Source organism: Nostoc sp. LEGE 12454, assembly GCF_056620565.1.
In genome coordinates this window covers 90,108-115,384 of record NZ_JBWQXL010000010.1, presented here as the reverse complement: position 1 = coordinate 115,384, position 25,277 = coordinate 90,108, and the positions used below count along the sequence as shown (strand labels likewise).

Sequence of the window (25,277 nt, the reverse complement as noted above, 5' to 3'; positions counted from 1 at the left end):
ATAATCCCAGAGACGCCGAGAGTCTAGAGAGTTTCTTTCTCTGTCCTTTACGTCTCTGTGCAAGCTTACGGGGCTACAAATGCGAATGGAATTTTGGTAAATCCGGGTAATTTACGTTTTACTCAGTTTTTCCTGAATGAATGTCCTGTTTTGCCTCTCGACTAGCTGTAGATGTGATTAGAAACGGATTATTAGGGAGAATTCTTTGAGCATCGAAAACGACGGTCGCGGTAGTGGCAGGTAGTGTTATGGCTTTTGTATTAGTTATAGATAGCGTCGGCGCAGCCCAACCTAGTCATCGCTATAGACTGGTGAAGCTCCGATATTAAGCTGGTGTTATGTTGAATGGGGCAAGAGTGATTCAAAAGGGTTAATGTCTCTTACCTGCTCCCAGATATAGCTCACCCACTTTCGGGTCATTCAACAATTCTTCACCAGGGCCGGAGATCGCATCACGTCCCGATTCTAATACATATCCACGATTAGCCATCTCTAAAGCTTTACGGGCATTTTGTTCTACTAATACGATCGCAGTACCTGCCTGATTAATTTGTTTAATCTGCTCGAACACTTGTGTCACCAAAATCGGCGACAAAGCAGCAGATGGCTCATCTAAAATCAGCAAACCAGGTTCCAACATCAAAGCTTTGCCCATCGCTAGCATCTGGCGTTCTCCTCCAGAGAGAGTACCAGCACGTTGACGACGGCGATCGCTTAGTCTAGGAAACATAGTAAATATTCTATCTTTAATTGGTTTTAGGGGAACGTTAAGCACAAAAGCACCCATCTCCAAGTTCTCTTCAACACTCAGAGAAGGGAAAACATTGGCGATTTGCGGTACGTAGCACATTCCTCGTTGGACAATTTGATTGGACTTTAACCCCACGATATTTTCACCTTTGAAGGTAATTGTGCCTGTGTGGGGGATCAAAAGCCCAAAAATTGCTTTTGCCAAAGTAGATTTACCTGCACCGTTGGGGCCAATCACTGTCACCAATTCCCCTGGTGCAACCTGAAAATTCACACCTTGCAGGATATCTACATCTTTGATGTATCCAGCGTGAACATTTTGAACTTCTAATAAATAGTCATTAGTCATTGGTCATTTGTCATTTGTCATTGGTCAACAGTCAAGTCAAACATAACTATTGACTATTGACTGTTGACTATGGACTATTACGGAGTTTTTTGCAACTCTGGTCGTTCTTCTGGAAGAATTGCCCCTTCTACAGGGCAAACTTGGAGACAGATACCACAGTCGATGCAAGTGGCAAAGTCAATCCAGTACCAATCAGTTCCCTTGGTATTTTTGCCTGGGCCATCATGAATACAAGCTACTGGACAAGCATCTACGCAGTCAGCAACGCCTTCACAGACTTCTGTAACAATTGTATGCGGCATGTTCTCGATTCCCTCTTTTCTGTATCGGCTATTTCTAGACTAGCAGGGGAGGGGAGAGCAGGGGGGCAGGGGAGCAGGGGAGCAGGGGGGCAGGGGGGCAGGGGAGAAGTTGCAGTAAGTCTTTCCCCTCTGCCCCTCTGCCTCACTCCCTATACCCACTAACGCAATGGTTCAATTTTTGGTGAACCATCAGCTTTGATCCAGGCAATTTGGGCAATGCCGCGATCGCTTGCATATTGGCGAATCGCCTCTGCATCTCTTCCCCCTAAGTCAATTTCTACTCGCACTAAATCAGTAGAATCTCTGAGTTTTTGCGCGTATACAAAGGCGGCGGCGTTAGCACTAGCTGTCTCTGGTGCTACCAACCAGTCAGTCGCTGGAGTTTCCTGTGGTAATTGCTGGGTAGACAACAGAACTTGGTATAAATCTTCGATACTTAGTCCAAAACCAATTCCGGGAATGTTTTCTCCTTGAGGATGATATAGCCCCAAAAGCTGGTCATAGCGACCACCACGCCCTAAAACTCTGGCTTGGGATTCGGTATCGTTGACAACTTCAAAGACGATACCAGTGTAGTAATCTATGGTTTGGATCAGGCTGAGGTCGAGGATTAACGGAAATTTTTTCTCTGATTCTAGTAATTCTACTAGGGATTTGAGGTTATTTACTGCCTCTCGCTGTTCTTCATCTAAATCTAGACTACTAACTTTTTGCAACACGTCTGCACTTGGACCACGCAAATCCATGATGATTTGGGCGCGATCGCGCAGTTTGTCACTTAGGGGTAAATTATCTATGGTGATGCGGTCAAGATGAGCGATCGCACTGCGAACTCGATCTTGTAAATTAGCAGGAAAGGCACTCAGGAGCGATCGGGTAATTCCCGCCTCACCTAAAATTAAATGCCATCCCTGCAAACCCAATGCTGCTAAACAATCTGCTACTAACAGCAGGACTTCGGCATTAGCCAGCAATCCACCAGTACCTAACAATTCCACCCCAGCTTGATAAAACTCTTGCTGGCGATTATGCCTACTTTCCCAAGTGCGGCGAAACACATTGGCGTTGTAATACAACCGTTGTGGATAAGTGACACCAGCCATCCGAGTCACGACAGTACGAGCAATAGATGCTGTTAATTCTGGACGTAGCCCTAATTCATCATCTTCGCCATTTTGTTGTAGTTGAATCACCATCTGGCGCTGGATTGCTTCCCCCGCCATCAAGGTATCCATCCGTTCTAAAGTCGAGGTGATAATCCTGTGATATCCCCAGCGATGAAACACCTGCTGTAACCGATCTTCAATCCAGCGTTTTTTCTCCACATCCAAGGGCAATAAATCCCTGGCTCCCGCTGCTGGTTGATACACCATTATTTTTTCTTCCCACCAAACAAACCACCGAACAAACCACTACCAGATTTCTCTGGTTGCTTATCTCCATTATTGGGGGATGAAGTCACCTTCTGATCGTTGGGTTGTTGTCCTAAAGCCTTATCTATTTTAGGTTTCCATTGTAGAGCCGTTTCGTCACTGGGATCTAATTTTAGAGCGTTGTCAAAGTGGATTTTGGCCATTTTTAGCTGATTTTGCTTCAAATACACCATTGCAATTAAGCTATGACAGCGACTATTTTTTGGTTCTAGCTTCAGCGCCTCTTGCAACTCTACTTTGGCTGGGGCAAATTGGTTTTTGTCAATCAAAGATTGAGCGCGACGAATATACTGTTCTACAATTAAGTCTTCTTTTGGTGGGGCTGGTGTTGGTGCTGGTGGTGTATTTTTTGATGTATTTGGCTGAGGCGTGCCTGATTGGACTTTGGGTTGAGCAAGTGGCGGCGCTGCGGATGATTTACCCGCACTCCGCATTAAATACACTAGATTCAACTCACTAGCTTGGGCAATGACTTGCTGCGCTTGTTCTAAAGAATCATATTGAGTTTGGGCTAGTTTCGCGATCGCAGTTTTATAAAAATGATCGATATTACCTGCCTCAACTAACTGTTTAGCCAAGTCGGTGTTTAGAGTTACCGAAGTCGATTCCTGTACCAGACGCTTGCCAATTTGCGACAAAATTAGAATATATTCAGTGCGAGTGCGATCGCCAGCAAGTTTTTCGTAAGCTGGGTTAACTAGCTTTGATAACAATTCGTTACCGAGATGTTTTTGAGCAGCAGTTTCAGTAAGACTACTGTCTGGGTGCAAACGACGGGCGACTTGGAGATAGCGTTTGCGAATCTCTTTGACATCCGCATCAACTGGAACGCACAGGACTGCGTGATGATCTATGAAATCATATTTAAATAGTCCACGATCTATTTTGAAAGACATATAGAGTTTTTGCACCAAAGGAGCAGTTAGATTGCTTTTAGTGTACCCAAAGTAGTAGAGAAAGCCCCCATCTGCTACACCCAAGCTGACAGTGGTGGAACCCGTAAAAGTTCGTTACTGAGGGAGTCGTGAATATAACTATTTGTGGCAAGAATTCTACCTGACTCAATTTTGACAGCAGTGCCATCATAGGCGGTGATTTTGCCCCCAGTTTCTTGTACTAAAATTATCCCAGCGGCAATATCCCAAGGAGAAAGTCCCCGTTCCCAGTAACCATCGACACGTCCACAGGCAACATAAGCCAAATCTAGCGATGCCGAACCGCTACGTCTAACTCCTTGGGTAAGATGGGTGAGGTGACAAAATTCGGCGTAGTTGTTATCAGAGGTTTCGCGGCGATCGTAGGCAAATCCTGTTACTAGTAAGCTTTTACTCAGTTCAGATGTTACTGAAACCTTGATGGGCTGACGGTTACGCGTTGCCCCTAAGCCAGCAGCAGCACGGAATAGCTCATTGTGAAATGGGTCATAAATTACACCGACTTGGGGAACGCCATTAATTAATAGCCCGATGGAAACGGCGAAAAATGGGTATTGATGAGCGTAGTTGGTTGTGCCATCTAAAGGATCTATTGCCCAGAGGTACTCATTCTGTTGATTACCTAATTTCCCTGATTCTTCAGCGAGGATCGAGTGCTGGGGAAAGTGGCAACGCAAAATTTCTAAAATCAACTCTTCTGAAGCTTTATCAGCAGCCGTGACTAAATCACCAGGGCGTCCTTTTTCAATAATTGCGTCTTCTAACTTACCCAAGTAACCTTGCAAAATAGCACCAGCAGCTAAGGCTGCTTCTGTAGCAATATCTAGAAAAATTTGTAAATTTGTAAATTTGTCATTTGTCATTTGTCATTTGTCATTTGTCATTGGTTATTAATTCTTCTACTTCACTTCATCACTCCCCCACTCTCCCCCTCAGCACTCAGCACTAATTAAAGATTTTGGCGGCGAAACTCGGCGGGAGTAAGGTGCATGGGTTTTTCTGGATTCCAGATTCCTTGCCCCATGAGTCTAGCCCATTGTTGGGCACGTTCTAAACGCTGGTCATACTTATGGTTAGGCGATCGCCCCACAAACATCGCATTTCCTTGTTTGACTAATTCTTCATTCAACAACACCTTATTTTTCCACACATAAGCTAGAGTTCGCCCGATTTTGTCTTTTGCTTCTAAATCAAACTCCAGCGTTACCGATTGTTCTACACCACCAATTAGATTCTCTAACTGTTCTTTTGCTGCTTCCCCCCAAGGGCGTTGTCGCAAATCTGGTGCATCAACACCCACTAACCGCACTTGGGAAATCAAATTTGGTTGTTCAGCCATGCCTAACACTTCCAAACTTTGCCCACTAACTACCCGCGCTACTTTCACCTGGGCTTCATTGTTTGGCAGCTGGTTCTTGCCTTGGCAACTCACCAAGAGCAATAAGCAAGCCAAAATGGCTATTTTTCGTAACCAGTCACCAAAATTTACAGGCATCAGAAATTCGGTGATTTTGAATTGTTTATCGAGACAGAATCCTGAATTCTGACTCCTGAATTCTTCTTCATTCCTCATCTAAGGGTAAACCCGCTTTAACTTTTCCCCTAGCAAAATAGCGTCCAAACTGGAGTTCGTAGACTTCATCTTCATCTTGCGTCTCCACTTCCAAGTCAGAACGGGGGTAACTCACACACAACAAGGCATAACCTTGCCGACGTAAATCTGGCGACAAGCCGATCGCCTCTGGTTGGTAAATTTCTCCTGATAACACTCTCACAGCACAAGCAGTGCAAGCCCCGTTGCGACAGGAAAACGGTAGTTCCACCCCTTGTTTTTCGCCAGTGTGCAGGATGTAGCGGTCTTCTGGCACTTCTAGGGTGTATGTTTTGTCAGTGGCGCGATCGCGAACTTTAATTGTGTATGTACGGGACATCTGGATTTGCGTTTTGGGATTAGGACTATCAGATTCAATCTAGAATATCTTTCTTTATCTTTGCATTTTCTAGGATTTTATAGTATGATCGTAACTTGTGACACCTGGAGAGGTGGCCGAGCGGTTTAAGGCGCAGACCTGGAAAGTCTGTTTAGGGAAACTTAACGGGGGTTCGAATCCCCCCCTCTCCGTTCTCAAAGCTTAGTCTAAATATATAGTTTGAATATAGCCAAATATATTTAAAACTAAAAAAATTAAATATGATTTTCAAGAATCTTTGCAACGCAATGAATCATCTTTAGGGGCATACATCTGTACATTAGTGTCAACTTAAGCTGAAACTCCTTTAAAACCTAGTTTCCAGCCTCTGGTTGGAAATGCACTTCAATTGCGGCTCTGCCGCCAGCAAGGGAGGCGGAGCCTCTCCTCTAGGACGGCATTCCCAGTCTCCGACTGGGAACGAGACGAACGAGACAATATCTAAAAGCTTCTTCTAGGCTGGCTTTCACGTTAAGTTGACACCAATGACAGATGTACGCCCCTAATAGGTATTTCGTGAAATGGTATAACACCAAGAATATTAAATGTTAAGGCACCTCAATGGGAATCAAAGCATTTTCTGGCAAATAGTTGGAAAAACGCCCTTCATCTGCAAGCACCAAAATCAGACGCAAAGGATAATCTGGCGGAACTTGCAAGTCTGCCCACGGTACTGCCAACTCTAAACAACTATTTAAAGCTACTTGAGCGCGACTGAAACGGGGATGCCATTGATGATTGTCTCCCGCTTCCCGAAACTGAATCGATTGCGTCAACAAGTTAACTTCTAAAAGATGGTGGAAAAGGTAATTCAGTGGGGCTGCATCTGGTACATCTGCCAAGGGTACTGGACTATTGACCATTGTTTTTTCTGGATAGAACCACAGCAAATTCAATTCTGTTGGCAAATCCCGTCCTGGTGCAGCGCCACTTTTAAAATCTAGCCGCAAATAGAAATTTAAGTGATCTACCCCGTACCAAAGTCGCTGGATAACACTACTGTTATGCATCGTCCCCCGCGCCCCGCCGATTTCTATACGTCCAGCTTTATCCCAATCTTGCTCATCACCCTTACCATCGATGACGGGATGAATAAATCCTTGTGGGGCGTGGTTTGCCTGTGCTGCATGGATTTCTACTGGTTGCTTGAGATAGGGCGGTACAGGTTCGTTTAATGCCTTGTAAATGCCAAACAGATGTTCTCGAAACAACCGATCAAAAATGGCATCCTGATTTGAGGAGTGTCCTGCACCAAACCACCAGAACCAGTCGGAACCCTCTGCGGCATACAATGCTTCCCACGCTTCGGGATTGTTTTCTTCCGTCGCTTCGGGATGACTTGCGAGCATTTTTCTTGCTTCTGTCAAATAATCCCATGCACGATTTTTGGCGGGATCGCCGATCCAAGTGGTGAAACTGCCATCTACCCAAGAACCGCTATGTAGTTGCCCTCCGGGGATGGTGACTGTGGCTGGAAATTCTTCCAAAAATTCGGAGACAGTGACGAGTTTGAGGCGGGGTTCATCGCTTAAGCTTTGATATAAAGCTTCTAGGAAGGGTTTGCCATCTTCGGGATAAAATTCCCAGCAATTCTCCCCATCCAAAGCGATTGTAACTAGCCAAGGTTGTTCGCTTTGACTATCTCTTTGCATTTTAGCGATCGCTTGCAAATGTCCCACTAAATCTGCTGCTGCCTTTTTTGCAGGCATAGCACTATAAGTAAAGCCAATCAAGTCTGATAATCTGTGATCGCGAAACACAATTGACAAGTCACCTTCGGCGGTTTGCAGGCGATAGGGACGATACAACAATTCTGGTTGCTCCACATTCCCCGCCCCATCTCGATGAAAAAAGTGTTTCAGCGTCCATCCTAAGACGGCTTCATCTGAGCATATCCACTTAAAACCTTGGTTAATAATATCTGGAAGTATTGCCGGACTTACTGATTGTTCCGAAGGCCACAAACCACGAGGTATCTGTCCAAAGCGGTCTTTATAAAAGTCCCAAGCTTTCCGTAAGTGGCGGGGAATATCTTCTGCCCACTCAAAGCGTTGCTTTGGTAGTGTCATATTGGGCACAGCTACCCGACCAGAATTAGTATCAGCTAGCAAGGGTAAAATTGGATGAGTGTAAGGCGTGGTGGTAACTTCTAGCTGCCCCGCCTCCTGCATTTTCCGATGTTGAGGGATAATCCGACTGAGAATTTCTCGCTGTTTAGAATAAATGCGCTGGCGATCGCTTAAAGTAAAATTCCGTCCTTTTTTTAACCAAGCAGCAATTTCCGGGTCATCCCAAAACAGCGGATCGATCCATGCCAAATTGTGCCAAGCTAGCAAATCGCCATAGTCTGGCAATTCCCAATTTGCTAAACACCAAGCTTGCCCCTTATCCTGCCTTTGCTGGTACAACTCGGCATAGCGGGGATGCGGATCGATCAGGGTATGGTGATTGGCATCGAAAAAGTGTTGGATAATAAATTCACGCTGTTGCTGGGTGAGTTGCTCATCCGGTGTCAAGCTGGCTGTGAGGTAAGGGTCAAAAGCAGTGCCAGCAATATAATCTTCGAGTTGCAATATCAACGATGGAACTAAATTTACCGTTTGGTGTAACTTAGGATATCGCTCTAAAAGCAATACCAAATCCAAATAATCTTTAGTTCCATGCAAACGTACCCAGGGAAGACGGTACTGCTGACTCTGAGATAGCGAAACGCCGCTGCCAGGGGACTTGTACAGCGGCTGATGTTGATGCCAGATAAAAGCAATGTAGAGAGGATGGGACATAGAAATAGTTAGGAGTTAAGAATGAGGAGTTAGGAGTTAATTGAAAACTCATAACTCCTAACTTCTAACTCCTAACTTTTACACCACTTGCTCAATTTCTGCAATTTCGGGAATCATTTCCTTAAGGCGGCGCTCAATACCCATTCTCAGGGTCATTGCAGAACTGGGACAAGAACCACAAGCACCTTGCAGGCGCAGTTTTACAACGGGGCCATCGAGTTCTACGAGTTCCACGTTGCCGCCATCAGACATGAGATAAGGGCGCATTTCATCTAAGACTGTTTCAACGTTGTCAATTGTGAGTTCCATAGTTTAGACCTGCTAAGTTAGGGATGGGCATGGGGAATGGGGCATGGGGCATTGAATAATAACGATCCCTGTAACCAATGCACCCTTACTCATTAACCATTATCCAAAGTTTTATTTTCCAGCTTTGTTAAATCGATCCTAAATCTAATTGCCACTAGATTGTCAGGCGTCAGTTTTTTATGACTTTTGACTAAAGCACTGCTGGTTTTAGCAACTTGATATTAGATTAGCTGAACAATTTCTCGTGCAAGCCCTCCTACTCTACTTTAGCCTTTAAAGTACTGAAGAGAACACAAGCAGGTGAGGACAAGGTAGGTTTTTTCCTAATGCCCCTCAAGAGTGCTGAGTAATGAGTGCTGAGTAATAAGTAATGAGTAAGATTACTTACTCAGAACTCGGAACTGTTTTGCCCTATACCCAATATGGTAATTAAATAATAATTACTAAAAAACTTTAAAGTTGAAAACTCAAAACCCAGTATTACCACGTATCCAAACTCAGCACTCAGCACTCATTACTCAACATTCAGCACTACTTGTTGAGTCGCTATCATTAGACGAAACCATAACTGGTTGTTGATATAGTGGCACAGTGAATGTGACTGTTGAGCCAAGTCCTTCGCCCAAACTATAAAAATGTACCTCGCCGCCCATTGCCTCCACCAGCTTTTGGGATATTGCCAGTCCCAAACCTGTGCCGCCGTACTGGCGAGTGCGGGAGCCATCCACTTGAGAGAATAATTGAAACAGTTTATCTTGTTTATCTAAGGAAACACCAATACCAGTGTCTGCCACACGTACTCTCACCATGCCAGGAAATTGCTGATCTTGAAAGTTAGCCTTTTTGAGTACTAAATCGGCGCTGACGGTAACGCCACCCTCATGGGTAAATTTGATCGCATTACCTACTAAATTGATCATTACTTGTAGCAACCGCTGGTAGTTGCTTTGGACAATGATTTCATCTGAGGTAGCAGGCATTTGCATCCGAAAGCTGAGGTTTCTCATTTCTGCTTGGGGACGCATAAAACCTTCTACATGACTGAATAGCTCATCTAGCTTGACTGGAGCGTAAGCTAGCTCCATTTTACCGGCTTCGATTTTGGCAATGTCCAAAATATCGTTGATGATATTCAGCAGATGTATCGATAACTGATGAGCTTCCGTCAAAAACTGATTTTGTTCTTCTGGGTCATCTGCCATCCCTTCTAAAATCAGCTTCAAAAAGCCAATCATACCGTTGAGGGGGGTACGAATTTCATGGGATACATTAGCCAGAAACTCGCTCTTGAGACGGGAAGCTTCTTCGGCTTTTTGACGCGCTATTTCTAATTCTTCATATAAAGTTGCATGAGCGATCGCAGTTCCCAATTGATCTGCTGCTTCTTTTGCCAGTTCTAATTCCGATTCTGTTAATGTATAGCATTCATCTTGCCAATTCAAGGCAACCAATCCATTAGCTTGGTCTTGATAGCAAGTCGCAACTACTAAAGTTTTCTGCCGCCCAGACTCTTTGTATCCAGGCACTTCCATCGTAACTGGTTCTAGGGTTGCCAAGGCTTGAGCAAAGGCAGGCTCAGAAGCTATATCTATATCTAAGCCAAGCATTGATTTGAGTTCTGGCTGGCGATACTCAGCTTTCACCTGCACTTTTGAGCTTGAGGGCTGATAAGGACAAATAATGCAGCGTTCTAGCCGCAGTGCTTTCCCCAGACTGTCAACTGTTTGCTGCCAAATAATATCTAAATCTAATGTCCGGCGAATATTTCTGGTAATGCGATTTACCAATTTTTGGTGTTGCTGCGATCGCAAAGCCAACTCTATTTGTGTGGGCGTTTTTGATGCCACGCGCGCTTGTTTTTTGTTGAGTGTCGCTTGTACTAAGCGTCCCATCACTAAAACGGTAGTGGCAGTGGTTCCCAAACTCGGCATAATCGGACTAATCGTTAAGTCCAACTCAAATAATTCTTTCTGATAGCTAAACCAACATTGAAACCTTTCTGGCACCAAATTTGTCAAAATTCGGTGCAATCGTTCCAAATAACTAACCTTATCGACTGGGACAAAGGTTTGAGTCTGGTTCAGCTCGTCAACTATTTTTTCAGTATTTAACCCCAAGAGTTCGCTGTACTGCCAACAAAAGGTCAGATAGCGCCCTGCCCCATCTTGCGTATAAACTAACTCGGCTCCTAGAGTTGCTAATGAGCCATCAGTCTTACTGGTAATAGATTCCAGATTTTGGGAAAATACATTTGACAATTGGGAATTGGCAGTAATAGTCATTAATTGAGTTGGATAGACAAAGGGTATCCGACCGTAATTTTACTAAAGCCGCTGAAATTTATACATAAATTTTTACAGCTTTTTTGTGTTTTATGGGGTATTTTTTGGTGTTTTGAAAACCAGATTGGCAAACTTTACTTTTTTTAACTTGCATTGACAGTTAAATAATGGCAATGGCGTTAATCGTTCCATTCACCGCGAGGAGGAACAGGGGTACGCACAGGTGTACGCGTTAGTTCGTCATCTCTAAGGAGTTCACCCCGTAACCACTGGCGAATCGCTACTTCAATTACTTTACTTGGGTCATTGGTGAGATGCTGAATTTGCTTTAGTAACTCGGAGTCTAAGCGGACAGCAATTTCTACCTTATCGGCTGGTGTATTTTCCGCTTCGGTAGTTTTCTCTCTCATATTCATAGGTTTATATACTCTGAATTCTTTGAATTGGTTTTGTCTAAAGCTTTGTAAAGTAGTTATATTCATTATTTGGGCTAATTCGCTGAAAAATTTTCAAGGGCACAGTTAAATACTTCCCTGAAATAGCACCAAAGTAACAGCTTTAAGTTTTAAATCGCATTTTTCATATAACTGACTAGACAATGGCTCTAGAAATTTTGCTGATAGATCGGCGATTATGGGCAATTAGCAGTCGCAATTGCCCGCGATCCCTACACGATCCCTAGATGTACTTATTTACATTTATTGTACGCTCCTAGCTGTTGAATACTAGCAGCGACAAATAGACTTTCATAATATTCTTAAATGTCCACCTATTTAGATCGAAAGTTAAAGATGGGGTGAAGGGAGTGCTGAGTGCTAAGTTAAGAGTTAGGAGTTAACAGTTAGGAGTTAAGAGTTATTCTCCCCTCTGCCCCACTCAGCACTCAGAACTCGGAACTCAGCACTAAAAGCAGAGCGTCTTGGCTAAGAAAGCATTAAAATACATTAAGTAAATTGCCCTTTTAACTTTGGTTGCTGCTAAGGCAAAGATAGTATATGACTGACGTTCCCGCAGTTCGCATTCGCAATTTTTGTATTATTGCTCACATCGACCACGGGAAATCAACCCTCGCCGATCGCTTGCTACAAGCTACTGGCACTGTTGAAGACCGACAGATGAAGGAACAGTTTCTCGACAATATGGATTTGGAACGGGAGCGCGGCATTACGATTAAGCTGCAAGCTGCCCGGATGAACTACACAGCTAAAGATGGTCAGCAGTATGTGCTGAACTTGATTGATACTCCGGGGCATGTGGATTTCTCTTATGAAGTCTCCCGCTCTCTTGTTGCTTGCGAAGGAGCGCTATTGGTAGTAGATGCGTCCCAAGGTGTGGAGGCGCAAACTTTGGCGAATGTATATTTAGCGTTAGAGAGTAACCTGGAAATTATTCCAGTTTTGAATAAAATTGATTTGCCGGGGGCTGAACCAGAACGGGTAATTGGCGAAATTGAAGAAATTATCGGTCTAGATTGCAGTGGGGCGATTCTGGCTTCTGCTAAAGAAGGAATTGGGATTAATGAGATTTTAGAAGCAGTTGTCGAGCGGATACCGCCACCGCCAAATACGATAAATGAACGCTTACGGGCGTTAATATTTGATAGCTATTATGACAGTTACCGGGGAGTAATTGTCTATTTCCGGGTGATGGATGGCACTGTGAAAAAAGGCGATCGCATCCATTTAATGGCGTCTGGTAAAGAATTTGAAATTGATGAGTTAGGTGTTCTTTCTCCGACTCAAAAGCAAGTTGATGAACTGCACGCTGGGGAAGTAGGCTATTTGGGAGCGGCAATTAAAGCTGTAGCTGATGCACGGGTAGGAGACACAATTACCCTTAGTAAGGCGAAAGCGGAGTCACCCTTACCAGGTTACGCAGAAGCGAACCCAATGGTTTTTTGCGGGATGTTCCCCATTGATGCCGATCAATTTGAAGATTTGCGGGAAGCCTTGGAAAAGCTGGAACTCAACGACGCAGCGCTGCATTACGAACCCGAAACTTCGAGCGCGATGGGGTTTGGTTTCCGTTGCGGGTTCTTAGGTTTGCTACACATGGAAATTGTTCAAGAACGTCTAGAGCGCGAGTATAACCTAGATTTAATCATTACAGCGCCCTCGGTGGTTTATAAGGTGATTACCTTAAAAGGTGAGGAACTGTACATCGATAATCCTAGCCGTTTACCTTCTCCCAACGATCGCGAAAGAATTGAAGAACCCTACGTGCAAGTAGAGATGATTACCCCGGAAACTTATGTTGGCAGCTTGATGGAGTTGTCACAAAATCGCCGGGGTATCTTTAAGGATATGAAATATCTCGCCCAAGGACGAACCACGCTTACTTATGAACTACCCTTAGCGGAAGTTGTAACTGACTTTTTTGACCAGATGAAATCGCGATCGCGCGGTTATGCCAGTATGGAATATCACATTATTGGCTACCGTGAAAATCCTCTGGTGAAGCTGGATATCATGATTAACGGCGATCCTGTGGATTCCTTGGCAATGATTGTGCATCGAGATAAAGCTTACAACGTCGGGCGGGCAATGGCAGAAAAACTCAAAGAACTAATTCCCCGCCATCAATTCAAAGTGCCAATTCAGGCATCTATTGGCAGTAAAGTTATTGCCAGCGAACACATCCCCGCTTTGCGCAAAGATGTGTTAGCCAAATGCTACGGTGGTGACATCAGTCGGAAGAAAAAACTTTTGCAGAAGCAAGCAAAAGGTAAAAAGCGGATGAAATCTGTAGGTACTGTAGATGTACCCCAGGAAGCTTTTATGGCAGTACTGCGCTTGGATCAAAACTAATAGAATTCAGGAGTCAGAGTGGCGGATAGCGCAGCGGTAGCAAGTCCGCATCTGAGAAAGAGGCAAGGGAGCAGGGGAGCAAGGGGGCAGGGGAGAAGTTGCAGTAAGTCTTTCTCCTCTGCCCCTCTGCCTTTTAGTCCCCCACTACAGTTTTCTTGTTCTGAATTCTGAATTTTGAATTCTGTATTCTTTTTCAACATCCGTTAATTTTAATTACAAAGGCTGGAAACAGCAGCCTTAAGTGTAGGAGTTTCAGTATGCTGCTGGCAGGTTTAGCTTTCAATAAAGCCACACTGACTCGCTGTTGGCTCAACTATCCTTAAGTGTGTCTCTAATGCGGGATTTCTAACAGAAAAATAATCGTTTATTCTAGAAATTCAAAACATCATGAGTCACAAGCAGGCAGAAGAACAACTTTCTGAGGTAGAGCAAAAGTATCGCACTCTGGTAGAAAAAATTCCGGGCGTTGTTTATGTCTCACCGATTAATAACACTACAAAAGTTGCTTATATTAGTCCACAACTGCAACAATTATTGGGCATTGCTCCCGAAGATTGGAAGTTTGATTTCTTTAATAGTTGGTTAGATTACACTCATCCAAACGATCGCGATCGCCTTTGGCAAGCTATAAACACTACAATCGCTACCGGAGAGCCTTTGAGGATTGAGTATCGGATGATTAGGCGCGATGGCAGAATAATTTGGGTACGAAATCAAGCCAATCTCGTTTTTTGTGCCGATGGACAAACTCAGCTACTTCAGGGTTTAGTATTTGATATTAGCGATGTCTATGACGAGCTTTGTTTACGCAAACAAGCACAAGAGAGCGAAGAACTTTATCGTACCATCCTCGAAGACCAAACAGAATTGATTGCTAGAGGCTTACCAGATGGTACTTTTACCTTTGTTAATGAAGCTTACTGTCGATTTTTTGGACTGGAGCGAGACAAAATTATCGGCCAGCACTACGAACCTGTTGTGTTTGAAGAAGATCGGGAACGTGTGTTTAGTCTGGTAAATTCCATTAGCTTAGAAAATCCCGTTATCACTATTGAAAATCGTGTCGTAGCTTGCGAAGGGGTGCGGTGGACGCAGTGGATTGTTCGAGGAATATTTGATCGACTGGGGATGCTTGTAGAACTTCAATCTGTTGGACGAGATATAACTGACCGCAAACTGGTAGAACAAGCTTTAAGTGAAAATGAGCAAAAATTCCGGGCGATCTTCAATCAAACCATTCAGTTTATCGGATTGCTTCAGCCAAATGGAATTGTATTAGAAGCCAACCAAACAGCACTAGACTTTGCTGGGATTAATCGAGAAGAAGTAGTTGGCAAGCCTTTTTGGGAAGCAAAGTGGTGGACAACCTCTCCAAATACCCAAGAGCAATTAAAAACTGCGATCGCAGCTGCTGCTAATGGTGAATTTATTCGCTATGAAGTTGAGATTTTAGGTCGAGATGGTCAAGCGATCGCGATTGATTTCTCACTGCGTCCTATACTCGATCAAACCGGGCATATTACCCTACTGATCTCAGAGGGACGAGATATTACTGAATATAAAGTCGCGCTTCAGGAACGCCACAAAGCTGAAGAGGCATTGCGCTCCAGTCAAGACTTTCTACAAAAGGTTGCTAATACCGTACCGCATATTTTGTATTTGTTTGACCTCTTACAAGGAACAAGTATTTATCTTAATGAGAAAAGTGTGGCTATTTTAGGCTACTCTCCAGAGGAATTTTGTAACGCAGATCCGCAGTGGTTGATAAATTGCTTTCATCCAGACGACCGACACCTCTGCTATAACATAGCGAATCGCTTCGTCAACCTGAACGACAATGAAGTACTTTCCACTGAATACCGATTCCGACACAAAAATGGAGAATGGCGTTGGCTGCATACACGAGAAGTCGTATTTGCCAGAGATGCTAACAGCACTCCAACGCAGATTCTTGGCTCGGTAGAAGATATTAGCACTCGCAAACAAGCCGAAGTGATGCTGCGACAACAGGCCGAGGGAGAACGGCTAATTACTGAAGTAACTCAACAGATTCGGCAATCACTGAATTTGGAGGAGGTTCTGAATACAACAGTAAATAGTATTCGCCAGTGTTTAGGTTCAGATTCCGTAGCTATCTATCAGTTAGAATCTGACGGAAGTGGGAATTTTGCGGCGGAATCAGTGGGTGATGACTATCCTCAGAGATTAGAACTGACAATGCACCCATTTTCGCTCAAACAAGATTTTAGCAACTATTACCAAGGATTACCTAAAGTCTTCCATAATATTCAGGAATCTGATTTTTCAGCCGATCTTTTTGAGTTATTACAACTCTATCAAGTTAAGGCGGCTATAATAGTGCCGATTTTGAATGAAGAGCATCTGTGGGGTTTACTTATTGCTCACCAGTGTACCGCACCTCGTTATTGGCAAGCATTTGAAGTGAATTTGTTGCAGCAATTGGCTAGTCAAGTAGCGATCGCTATTCATCAATCAGTACTTTACCAGCAAGTGCAAGCTGCCAATGAAGAATTACAAAGATTAGCTACCCTAGATGGTTTGACTCAAATAGCCAATCGCCGCCGATTTGATGAGTATCTTGAAGCTGAATGGCAGCGACTCAAACGCGAGCAACTTTCACTGTCTTTAATTTTGTTCGATGTCGATTTTTTTAAACTTTACAATGATACTTATGGTCATTTAGGAGGGGATGATTGTTTGCGGCAATTAGCAAGTGCCCTCAAAAATATTGTTAAGCGTCCAGCCGATTTAGTCGCTCGTTACGGTGGAGAAGAATTTGCTATCATTCTGCCTAATACAGAGATTCAAGGAGCAATCTATGTAGCTCAAACTATTCGACAAGCAGTGCGGGACTTAGCCATTCCTCATACTCAATCTCACGTGTGCGATCGTGTTACCGTTAGTCTAGGTGTTGTTAGCATTGTGCCAAATTCGGAAATTTCGCCGCCAGACTTGATTAATGCAGCAGACAAAGCACTTTATCTAGCCAAACAGCAAGGACGCGATCGCGTTCATGCCGTTTCCGTCGTTATCCCTTCTTGACACCTGGTTGCGAGAGGCTCAATTGTTCTAATTATGAATTATTACTATACTTTGCTTCCTATCCTTAGCCTAAAGTTGATAACCTTTGATAAATCTAAGAATTTTAGTAAAAGTACTCACTGCATTGGCCAGACTTGTATTTTTAGGTAAATGTAGTTTGTTAGATATTTATAAAGTGTCGGGGAGTCTAGTAGATGAAGATACTGGTACTGAGTTGGGAGTTTCCACCAAGGATTATTGGGGGAATTGCGCGACATGTGGCGGAGTTGTACCCAGAACTGGTAAAGCTAGGACATGAAATCCACCTGATTACAGCTGAGTTTGGTCACGCATCGATGTATGAGGTTGTTGAAGGAGTAAAGATACATCGAGTGCCAGTGGCATATAGTAACGACTTTTTCCACTGGGTAGTGAATCTCAACTTGAGTATGGGAGATCACGGTGGTAAATTGATTTTAGAAGAAGGGCCTTTTGATTTAATTCATGCCCATGATTGGTTAGTTGGAGATGCTGCGATCGCTCTCAAGCATAATTTTAAAATACCACTAATTGCCACAATTCATGCTACTGAATACGGACGCTATAACGGGATTCACACAGATATCCAAGGTTATATAAATGGCAAAGAAACCTTGTTAGCTTACAATGCGTGGCGGATTATTGTTTGTAGCGACTATATGCGCCAAGAAGTAGAACGAGCGCTCTACAGTCCTTGGAACAAAATCGATGTCATTTATAACGGTATCCGAGCCGAAAAGAAACAGCATCACATCGATTTTCATGCTCTGGATTTTCGCCGCCAATTTGCCGCAGACGAAGAGAAAATAGTTTACTACCTCGGTCGGATGACCTACGAAAAAGGTGTACCTATATTACTTAATGCTGCACCCAAAATCCTTTCAGAAATGGGAGGTAACGTTAAATTTGTAATCGTTGGTGGCGGCAATACCGACCATCTCAAGCGCCAAGCCTGGGATTTAGGAATTTGGCATCATTGCTATTTTACCGGTTTTCTCTCCGATGAATACTTAGATAAATTTCAAACTGTCGCCGACTGCGCCGTTTTTCCGAGTCTTTACGAACCCTTTGGGATTGTAGCTTTAGAAAGCTTCGCTTCGCGTGTACCTGTAGTAGTTTCTGATACTGGTGGTTTTCCAGAAGTGGTGCAACATACCAAAACAGGCATTGTCACTTGGGTGAACAATCCCGATTCGTTAGCTTGGGGAATTTTGGAAGTGTTGAAAAATCCAGATTATCGCCAATGGCTGGTGGATAACGCTTATGAGGATTTAGAGCGACGCTTTAGCTGGCCGAAATTAGCCAAGCAAACCGAGCAAGTATATCAGCAAGTCGTACAAGAGCGATCGCAAATACCGTGGTAATATAAATCCCCGATTTCTTCAAGAAGTTGGGGATCTAAAATTTTATTTGAACTTGCATAAATCCTTAATCAACCTTTGATAAGTTTATAGCTGGTACTGCTGCAATTTCTGAAGTAGTGCAAATTTAATCTGGTTTTAGATATTACAGCATATTTCAAGTTGGTAAGGTACACAAGCTAAATCTGTTAGCCAGCTATAAAGCGTGTTTTACTCCTGAATTATGCTGTATTTTTAGAATTCCGAAATCAGCAACACTAGAAAAAGCTAATTCATCAAGGATGACGATATGAAACTGCTTCCTTTGGATAAACTAGGAGCTAGAGAAGCCAACGGTATTGTTGATTTTGGACTATTTCTACCTTGGGTTTCTCAAAAGGATGGAAATCGGCTAATAATTAAAATTATCCACGAAAAAGATCAATTTCTCCAAGATATTCAACCCTTAGAATTTGAACTCAAGCATTCTATCGACTCAGAGTATGGTGATTATTGGTCAACTCAAATAGATATCAAAACTCAATCAAAACCCAGTGCCAAATCTGCATGGGGAGAACCAGGTAGATATGTTTACCGCTATTGCTTACAAAATCCCAATCAAGGAGAAATAGATTGGATTATTGACCCTTTTGCCAGAGAATTTGGTGTGGGTAAATTATCTGCTTTCACACTTGGCTATCAACAATATGAGTGGAGCCAGAAAGAAAAAACCTGGAAAACTCCAAATTTAAAAGATATTGTTCTCTACGAATTGATGATTGATGAATTCGGCGGCAATATTGATGGAACAATTGAAAAACTCGGCTATTTAGCAGATTTGGGAGTTAATTGTCTCGAAATCATGCCACTCTCCAATGTAGCCTTAACAGTAGATTGGGGTTTTTTACCAATTGGCTATTTTGGTGTAGATGAACGATTTGGTAAAAGAAAAGATTTACAAAGTTTAATTGATGCGGCACATCAAAACAACATTGCTGTAATTGTAGATGCCGTTTATGGTCATACTGGTGATAGTTTTCCATACTCTTATGTTTACAGAAAACTAGGGTATCGTGATAATCCTTTTATGGGGACATTTGCTAAAGATTTATTTGGCGAAAGTACAGACTATAATCGCAAGTTTACCCAAGACTTTTTCTATACAGTTAATTATCACTGGTTAGAGGTTTATCATGTCGATGGTTTTCGCTATGACTGCGTACCCAATTACTGGGATGGTTCTACAGGAGTTGGTTACGCTAATTTAGTTTTTAACACTTACAAAACAGTCAAACAAAAGAGACAAACTGGCGAGTATTGGCAGAGATTCTTTAACAATGACACAAACGATGACACGATCAATTTGATTCAGTGTGCTGAACAATTAGAAGGACCAAAGGAGATTCTCGAACAAACTTATACCAACTCTACCTGGCAAAATGAAACTTTTGGGGCAGCTGAAAGTGTAGCTCATGGAAATAAAGGTGATTTAGCTAATCTTGGCTTTAAACTTGGTCTGGATGGCTATCCTTCAGAGATTACAAACAATGGTGACAAAATTGCTAAAACAGCACTGCAATATCTAGAAAATCATGACCACTCCCGCTTTGTTTGTAACTTTGATACGATCGCCCGCGATAATGATTTATTAAAAGAAGGTAATCGTGACTTATGGTATAAAGTCCAGCCTTACCTAATTGGGATTTTTACTGGTAAAGGGATTCCGCTACTGTGGCAAGGTCAGGAATTTGGTGAAAACTATTTCCTGCCAGAACAAGGTTTTGGTAGAGTGATGTTGCTTCGACCTGTACGATGGGATTATTTTTACGATCCCATTGGTAAGAGCGTACTTTCCTTAGTACGCAAGTTGATTAAACTGCGTAGTCAGCAACCGCAGTTTACGGAAGGCGACCATTTCTTTTACAACGATTATGACCGCTATCATTCCAAAAATGTACTGCTATTCTCGCGCAAACATGGTAACAAGTTTAGCCTAGTAGCACTTAACTTTAGCGATCGCGATCAAAGTGTACCCTTCTGGTTCCCAATTGCTGGCAATTATCAAGAAGAACTAAATGGTGAAAACAATTTAATCGACGTTCCCAGTTATTCAGAATATTGGGTAACTATTCCCAGTAACTACGGAAGCATCTGGACAGTGACAACCAATACCTAATCTATTTTAGGTTTCATCTGCCCAGAATTAAACGCTACAAGCAATGTAGAGATTTTTGCACAGTAACGCAGAGAATTAGCGATCGCTCTGCGTTATTTTGCGTTAACAAACAGTACAAGACCTGTACGCTGGAAATTCTACCCGATCTAGTGCCACAGTTAAGCTAGTGCGCGTCTAAATTGCACATTTTTCGTTAAGACTGTCCTAAGTCAATTGGTTATTCACAACAACTGATAAATGACTAATGACAAAGGACAAATTTCACGAATAAATAAGCAATTAAAATGCGTCACAGCCTAGCAATAATTGCAGTTTGCTCTAGAAGTTTAGTATGACAAAGGCATTCCCAAGCATAGCAAGGCGCTTGAAAAGTACAGGAATCAAGTTGTTGAAGATGGGAACCTTCCTAATAAACCGTTTTATTGAAAGCTGGAGACGCTTCTTCCTGGGTGATACTGTTGATGTTCGCCCCTCCACCTCTCCTTCCTTTGATGTCCGTCCCTCCTTAGCGGGCCCAGTCCTGAGTTTGGGTGGAGGAGGCCCCGATGTCGATGATGCTATCCAGTGGATGATTAACCAAGTTAGGGGAGGTAGTAACTCCAGCACTAAAGTTAATGTTGTAGTTCTTCGCACTAATGGTAATCACGATTACAATCGGCTAATTTATGCCATGAAGGGCGTAAATTTTGTGGAAACTCTTCTGGTTCGGGATAGACAAGAGGCAAATAAAGCTGAGATTTATGAAAAAATCCGAAATGCTGATGTAGTTTTCTTTGCTGGCGGGGATCAATGTCAATATATCCGCAACTGGAAAGATACCAAGCTTGAGGCTGCCGTGAAGTCAGTTTACCTTAAGGGAGGTGGTATTGGTGGCACTAGTGCGGGTGCAATGATCCAAAGTGATTGTGTCTATGATGCTTGCGCTTCTTCCGAAAAAGGCATTGAAACTAGAGACGCACTCGAAGATCCCTACCGAGACATTACTTTTACTTACAGCTTTTTCAATTGGAGTAATTTGAAGGGAACTATCGTAGATACACACTTCGACAGACGGGAAAGAATGGGTCGAATTATGACTTTCATTGCCCGTCAAATTAAGGATGGTGTATCTAGCAGTGTTTTAGGTATAGCAGTTAGTGAAAGTACATCGGTTCTTGTGGATAAAAACGGTTTGGTGAAAGTTATGGGTAGGGGTGCAGCATACTTTGTACTTGGCAATCATCTGCCAGAAGTATGCGAACCTCGAAAGCCTTTGACCTTTTCCAATTACAAAATTTGGAAAGTTCGCAGTGGCGACACCTTCAACTTAAGAAATAGACCAACTTCTGGGTACTATCTCAGGAGTGTCAAAAGGGGACGGATTGATTCAAATCCCTATTGAGTGGGAGGGCTGATTCAGCCTATTTCAAACGGGATTTGTCACGATGGTTAGCGAGAAAATTGTAAGTAAGGGTGACGATGAGATGAACATTGAAGCACTTAAATATTAGTAAAATAGTTCATTTTATCGTCGGCACGCTGATAACAAAACAATCAATAAGACCTGACTTATTTTCAAGGCAGGTCTAATTTTTAATTGTTATAACCCTTAATTTTGACTATATTCTAATTTTGAAAATAACTTCCAGGAGCTTTTAGCTCACTTGTGTCAGAGAGGGTTAAATAAAAGTAATTTTAGAAAAGCATGTGACATAAACTGAGCTTCGCTTTTGCTCGGCTCAACCTAGCATATATAAGATTTTGAAAGTAATTTCGAGCAATATTAGGCGCTGATAGGTTGTTGTTCGGATTCAATTAACTGATTATTCGGTACATCAAATCTAATAGTACTAGCTGCCCAGTCTTTAAAATCGGGTGCTAGCCAGACTAGCTTACGCAGAATTTCATCATTGACCCACAACACCAAGGGAAACTGAAACTGTTTCCGAAACTCATCTCGCATGATATTGGTACTGATAATCAGTTGGTTAATTGCCACTACAGATTCTAAGCCTCGTACTATCAAAGCTTCGGGTTGAGTAGTACCAATTTTACTTTTAATGGCTGTGTATAATTTATCATCAGTAGGTGAGAGCAAAATTTCGTGGATATCTGCTGATGAAAATTCTGTTAGTAAATTCAGCACTTGCTCCTGCTTCTGAACGCAGTTACAACAAGCCAATAATAGTGAAAACTGTCCACCAGAAACCATCATCGCCCTTGCCAGTCTCTTAGTAGCTGCTGTGCTGCTAACTGTGCCGTTTTCTGAATTGGTTAAGCCGATCATTAAAAACACCCTTCTTTTGATTTTCAAGCATATTCAGTGATTCTACCCTATTAATTTTTATTCAAAAGTGTTAATCGGGTAACTTTGATGACTTTTCTCTGTAATATTAAGCATTATATAACCAACAACCAGATGCTGCATTATCTCATGTTCACAATTTAGGGAGAATGTAAAGATAATATCAACACAAGGTCTGCAACAGGGGACACGCGAAGAATTAACAATTGCATTATTACTGGATTTTCATAGATTTTTGCATCTGCTAACAATTAATTAAGTATTTTTCTATTTTAAAGTAAAAAAAATACTCGGTAAAAGTCTAACAGTAAATGTTAGCAAGTGGCAAAACTTATAGCAGTTTTCAAATGCACCCCTACTTAAACATTAGGTTTTCCATGTCACCCTTCTTTTGCGATCGCCCTATTACTTGGCTTCACGCTAACACCAGTTACCTAGAGCAGTAAACCCCCTACAGCGAGAGTTAACCACGTCACAGGGTCTTCTCAGCAAGCCATTTGGCGAGGGATATTGAGTCGGAAGTAGTAAAATAGTCTCAACAGAAGATGCAGAAATCTTGTTGCATTAAAGCTAACTCATCCGTTTGATAGAACTGTAGATTGAAGATTGTCGCTCCGTTAGTGGAGGACAGGGAATATTTAGCTTTCTAAGATCGTTTTAGAACATCTGAACTATCACAACAAGTTCGGAATTTGCTCAATTGCTACATTTTTTGAAGTTGATTGCCAATAACAATTGTAAATATTTATTTAATTTTTTGGAAACCAATTAGGAATATCACATCATGCTATTTAAAGATCGGAGGTTTGCGGGTCAACTTTTGGCTAAGGAGTTAACCGCTTATGCTAATGACCCAGATGTTCTGGTATTAGGGCTACCAAGGGGTGGTGTCCCCGTTGCTTTTGAAGTTGCCAAAACGTTAAATGCTCCCTTAGATGTTTTAGTGGTACGTAAATTGGGTGTACCCGATCGAGAAGAACTAGCGATGGGAGCGATCGCTTCTGGTGGTGTGCGGATAGTCAATAAATATATTATCAACCTGGTGAAGATATCCGATGAAGTAATTGCCAGGGTTGCGGTGCAAGAAGAACGGGAGTTAGAGCGGCGGGAACGGCTTTATCGGGGAAATCGCCCCTTAAGAGATTTGAAAGGACGCACAGTCATCTTGGTAGATGATGGTTTAGCAACCGGTGCAACGATGTGGGCTGCTGTTGTAACTGTGCGAAAACAGCAACCTGCTCAGATTGCGATCGCTGTGCCTGTGGCCGCACCTGAAACTTGCCAAGAGTTAGAAACTGAGGTTGACGAAATCGTTTGCATCTCCAGACCCAACCCTTTCCAGAGCGTTGGTCTTTGGTACGAGAGCTTTCCTCAAACGAGCGATGAAGAAGTCTGTGACTTACTCGCAAAAGCGGCAAATAACGGTGAAGCAATACCTCTTGGTATGTAGATAAAGATTAAGTTTATGAGATGGTCTCAACTCACCAACTGAAATTTTAACGGCACAGAAATCAAACGGCGTGATGATAGCGGTTCGGATTAGTGATGTTGTCGATACAAAAACGTCAATCGAGTATACAAACTAGTTGATATGGTTAAATAATACTGAGTTCATCTGAAACAGCACCCGATGTTTCACGAGCCATACTCAATAATCCCCAGGAATAAATATGTCTGAAATTGAAAACAAAGTGGTAATCATCACCGGAGCCAGCAGTGGGTTAGGCGAGGCAACTGCGAAGCGACTTGCTGCTAGTGGAGCCAAACTGATGCTGGCTGCCAGACGCGAAGATCGGCTCAAAGATTTGGTTGGAGCGATCGCTAAATCAGGAGGGACTGCAACCTATCAAGTAACGGATGTAGCAGATCGCGCCCAAGTGGAAGCTTTAGCGAAGGAAACTTTGAGTACATACAGCCGGATCGACGTGCTAATCAATAATGCCGGATTGATGCCGCTTTCTCCCCTCGACCAAGTAAAGGTAGAGGAATGGGATCGGATGATCGATATCAACATTAAGGGCGTTCTCTATGGGATTGCTGCCGTGTTGCCGATTATGCGTCAGCAAAAGTCTGGTCACGTCATTAACCTATCATCAGTGGCCGGACATAAGGTGTTTGCGGGGTCAGCAGTTTACTGTGCTACTAAGTACGCAGTGCGAGCGATTTCTGAGGGGCTGCGGTTAGAGTCAAATGGTGAAATCCGTTCGACTAATATCTCACCAGGAGCCGTTGCCACCGAACTGACTACCACGATTACCGATAAAGACACAGCAGCAGGAATTAATCAACTTTATGAGATCGCCATTGATGCAGATGCCATTGCCCGTGCGATCGCATACGCCATAGAGCAACCCAGTGATGTTGATGTGAATGAAATCATCATCCGTCCGACACGTCAAGAACTTTAAATTTCGGCTCAGATAACCAGACGATATCTTGAACACACGAGTGAGAATACAATCTCACTTAAAAAAAC

At 42.9% G+C, this 25,277-nt stretch carries 19 protein-coding genes and 1 tRNA gene; 8 read left to right on the top strand and 12 right to left on the bottom strand.

The genetic code is table 11. The features are described 5' to 3' along the window. Positions 1-370: 370 nt before the first annotated feature. From AC1F2U_RS13575 to AC1F2U_RS13545, 7 genes are all read right to left on the bottom strand, one after another. Entirely contained in the window at positions 371-1,099 is a 729-nt protein-coding gene (locus AC1F2U_RS13575; RefSeq protein ID WP_334843948.1) for an ABC transporter ATP-binding protein, read from the bottom strand. A 77-nt stretch (positions 1,100-1,176) separates the two neighbouring features. Then, on the bottom strand, positions 1,177-1,401 hold the full coding sequence (locus AC1F2U_RS13570; RefSeq protein WP_334728522.1) for an indolepyruvate ferredoxin oxidoreductase subunit alpha: 225 nt from the start codon (positions 1,399-1,401) through the stop codon (positions 1,177-1,179). Between the two features lie 158 nt (positions 1,402-1,559). Next, positions 1,560-2,774 carry an ATP phosphoribosyltransferase regulatory subunit gene (locus tag AC1F2U_RS13565; protein ID WP_480261588.1) on the bottom strand — a complete coding sequence of 405 codons (1,215 nt, stop codon included), beginning with the start codon at positions 2,772-2,774 and terminating at the stop codon, positions 1,560-1,562. After that, positions 2,774-3,730 carry a J domain-containing protein gene (locus tag AC1F2U_RS13560; RefSeq protein WP_480261587.1) on the bottom strand — a complete coding sequence of 319 codons (957 nt, stop codon included), beginning with the start codon at positions 3,728-3,730 and terminating at the stop codon, positions 2,774-2,776. The genes AC1F2U_RS13565 and AC1F2U_RS13560 overlap by 1 nt, the downstream gene beginning before the upstream one ends. A 74-nt stretch (positions 3,731-3,804) precedes the next feature. Beyond that, entirely contained in the window at positions 3,805-4,632 is an 828-nt protein-coding gene (locus AC1F2U_RS13555) for an inositol monophosphatase family protein (RefSeq protein WP_480261586.1), read from the bottom strand. An 86-nt stretch (positions 4,633-4,718) separates the two neighbouring features. After that, entirely contained in the window at positions 4,719-5,264 is a 546-nt protein-coding gene (locus tag AC1F2U_RS13550; RefSeq protein WP_480261678.1) for a thermonuclease family protein, read from the bottom strand. Between the two features lie 67 nt (positions 5,265-5,331). After that, complete coding sequence (locus AC1F2U_RS13545) at positions 5,332-5,700, bottom strand: 2Fe-2S iron-sulfur cluster-binding protein (RefSeq protein ID WP_334928644.1); 369 nt, start codon at positions 5,698-5,700, stop codon at positions 5,332-5,334. Positions 5,701-5,806: 106 nt separating this feature from the next. Between AC1F2U_RS13545 and AC1F2U_RS13540 the strand changes: the two genes are divergently transcribed. Next, positions 5,807-5,891, top strand: a tRNA-Ser gene (locus AC1F2U_RS13540). Positions 5,892-6,287: 396 nt separating this feature from the next. Here AC1F2U_RS13540 and AC1F2U_RS13535 read toward each other — a convergent pair. The 4 genes from AC1F2U_RS13535 to AC1F2U_RS13520 all read right to left on the bottom strand — a co-directional run bounded on the left by AC1F2U_RS13535 (position 6,288) and on the right by AC1F2U_RS13520 (position 11,529). Further along, positions 6,288-8,522 carry a glycoside hydrolase family 57 protein gene (locus AC1F2U_RS13535; protein ID WP_480261585.1) on the bottom strand — a complete coding sequence of 745 codons (2,235 nt, stop codon included), beginning with the start codon at positions 8,520-8,522 and terminating at the stop codon, positions 6,288-6,290. Positions 8,523-8,600: 78 nt separating this feature from the next. Further along, positions 8,601-8,831, bottom strand: a complete 231-nt coding sequence (locus AC1F2U_RS13530; protein WP_012408256.1) for a NifU family protein — start codon at positions 8,829-8,831, stop codon at positions 8,601-8,603. Between the two features lie 518 nt (positions 8,832-9,349). After that, positions 9,350-11,113: a sensor histidine kinase gene (locus AC1F2U_RS13525; RefSeq protein ID WP_480261584.1), complete on the bottom strand. Its 1,764-nt coding sequence runs from the start codon at positions 11,111-11,113 to the stop codon at positions 9,350-9,352. Between the two features lie 179 nt (positions 11,114-11,292). Further along, the gene (locus AC1F2U_RS13520) at positions 11,293-11,529 is read right to left on the bottom strand and encodes a hypothetical protein (protein ID WP_480261583.1); all 237 of its coding nucleotides are present in this window, start codon (positions 11,527-11,529) and stop codon (positions 11,293-11,295) included. Positions 11,530-12,108: 579 nt separating this feature from the next. On the opposite strand from AC1F2U_RS13520, the gene lepA reads away from it, so the two are divergent. The 5 genes from lepA (at position 12,109) to AC1F2U_RS13495 (ending at position 21,898) form a co-directional block, all read left to right on the top strand. Next, positions 12,109-13,920, top strand: a complete 1,812-nt coding sequence (gene lepA, locus AC1F2U_RS13515) for a translation elongation factor 4 (RefSeq protein ID WP_334843968.1) — start codon at positions 12,109-12,111, stop codon at positions 13,918-13,920. A gap of 387 nt (positions 13,921-14,307) precedes the next feature. Continuing rightward, on the top strand, positions 14,308-16,983 hold the full coding sequence (locus AC1F2U_RS13510; RefSeq protein WP_480261582.1) for a PAS domain S-box protein: 2,676 nt from the start codon (positions 14,308-14,310) through the stop codon (positions 16,981-16,983). Between the two features lie 194 nt (positions 16,984-17,177). Then, entirely contained in the window at positions 17,178-18,365 is a 1,188-nt protein-coding gene (locus AC1F2U_RS13505; RefSeq protein ID WP_480261581.1) for a glycosyltransferase family 4 protein, read from the top strand. Between the two features lie 286 nt (positions 18,366-18,651). Next, positions 18,652-20,517: an alpha-amylase family glycosyl hydrolase gene (locus AC1F2U_RS13500; protein WP_480261580.1), complete on the top strand. Its 1,866-nt coding sequence runs from the start codon at positions 18,652-18,654 to the stop codon at positions 20,515-20,517. A gap of 331 nt (positions 20,518-20,848) precedes the next feature. After that, complete coding sequence (locus tag AC1F2U_RS13495) at positions 20,849-21,898, top strand: cyanophycinase (RefSeq protein ID WP_480261579.1); 1,050 nt, start codon at positions 20,849-20,851, stop codon at positions 21,896-21,898. 381 nt (positions 21,899-22,279) lie between these two features. On the opposite strand, the gene AC1F2U_RS13490 is transcribed toward AC1F2U_RS13495, so the two are convergent. Continuing rightward, a complete protein-coding gene (locus AC1F2U_RS13490) occupies positions 22,280-22,783 on the bottom strand; it encodes a hypothetical protein (protein ID WP_480261578.1) in 504 nt (167 codons plus the stop codon). An 802-nt stretch (positions 22,784-23,585) separates the two neighbouring features. On the opposite strand from AC1F2U_RS13490, the gene AC1F2U_RS13485 reads away from it, so the two are divergent. Together AC1F2U_RS13485 and AC1F2U_RS13480 are read left to right on the top strand one after the other, a co-directional pair. Then, on the top strand, positions 23,586-24,251 hold the full coding sequence (locus AC1F2U_RS13485; protein ID WP_480261577.1) for a phosphoribosyltransferase: 666 nt from the start codon (positions 23,586-23,588) through the stop codon (positions 24,249-24,251). Positions 24,252-24,471: 220 nt separating this feature from the next. Beyond that, positions 24,472-25,209 carry an SDR family oxidoreductase gene (locus AC1F2U_RS13480; protein ID WP_480261576.1) on the top strand — a complete coding sequence of 246 codons (738 nt, stop codon included), beginning with the start codon at positions 24,472-24,474 and terminating at the stop codon, positions 25,207-25,209. Positions 25,210-25,277: the final 68 nt, after the last annotated feature.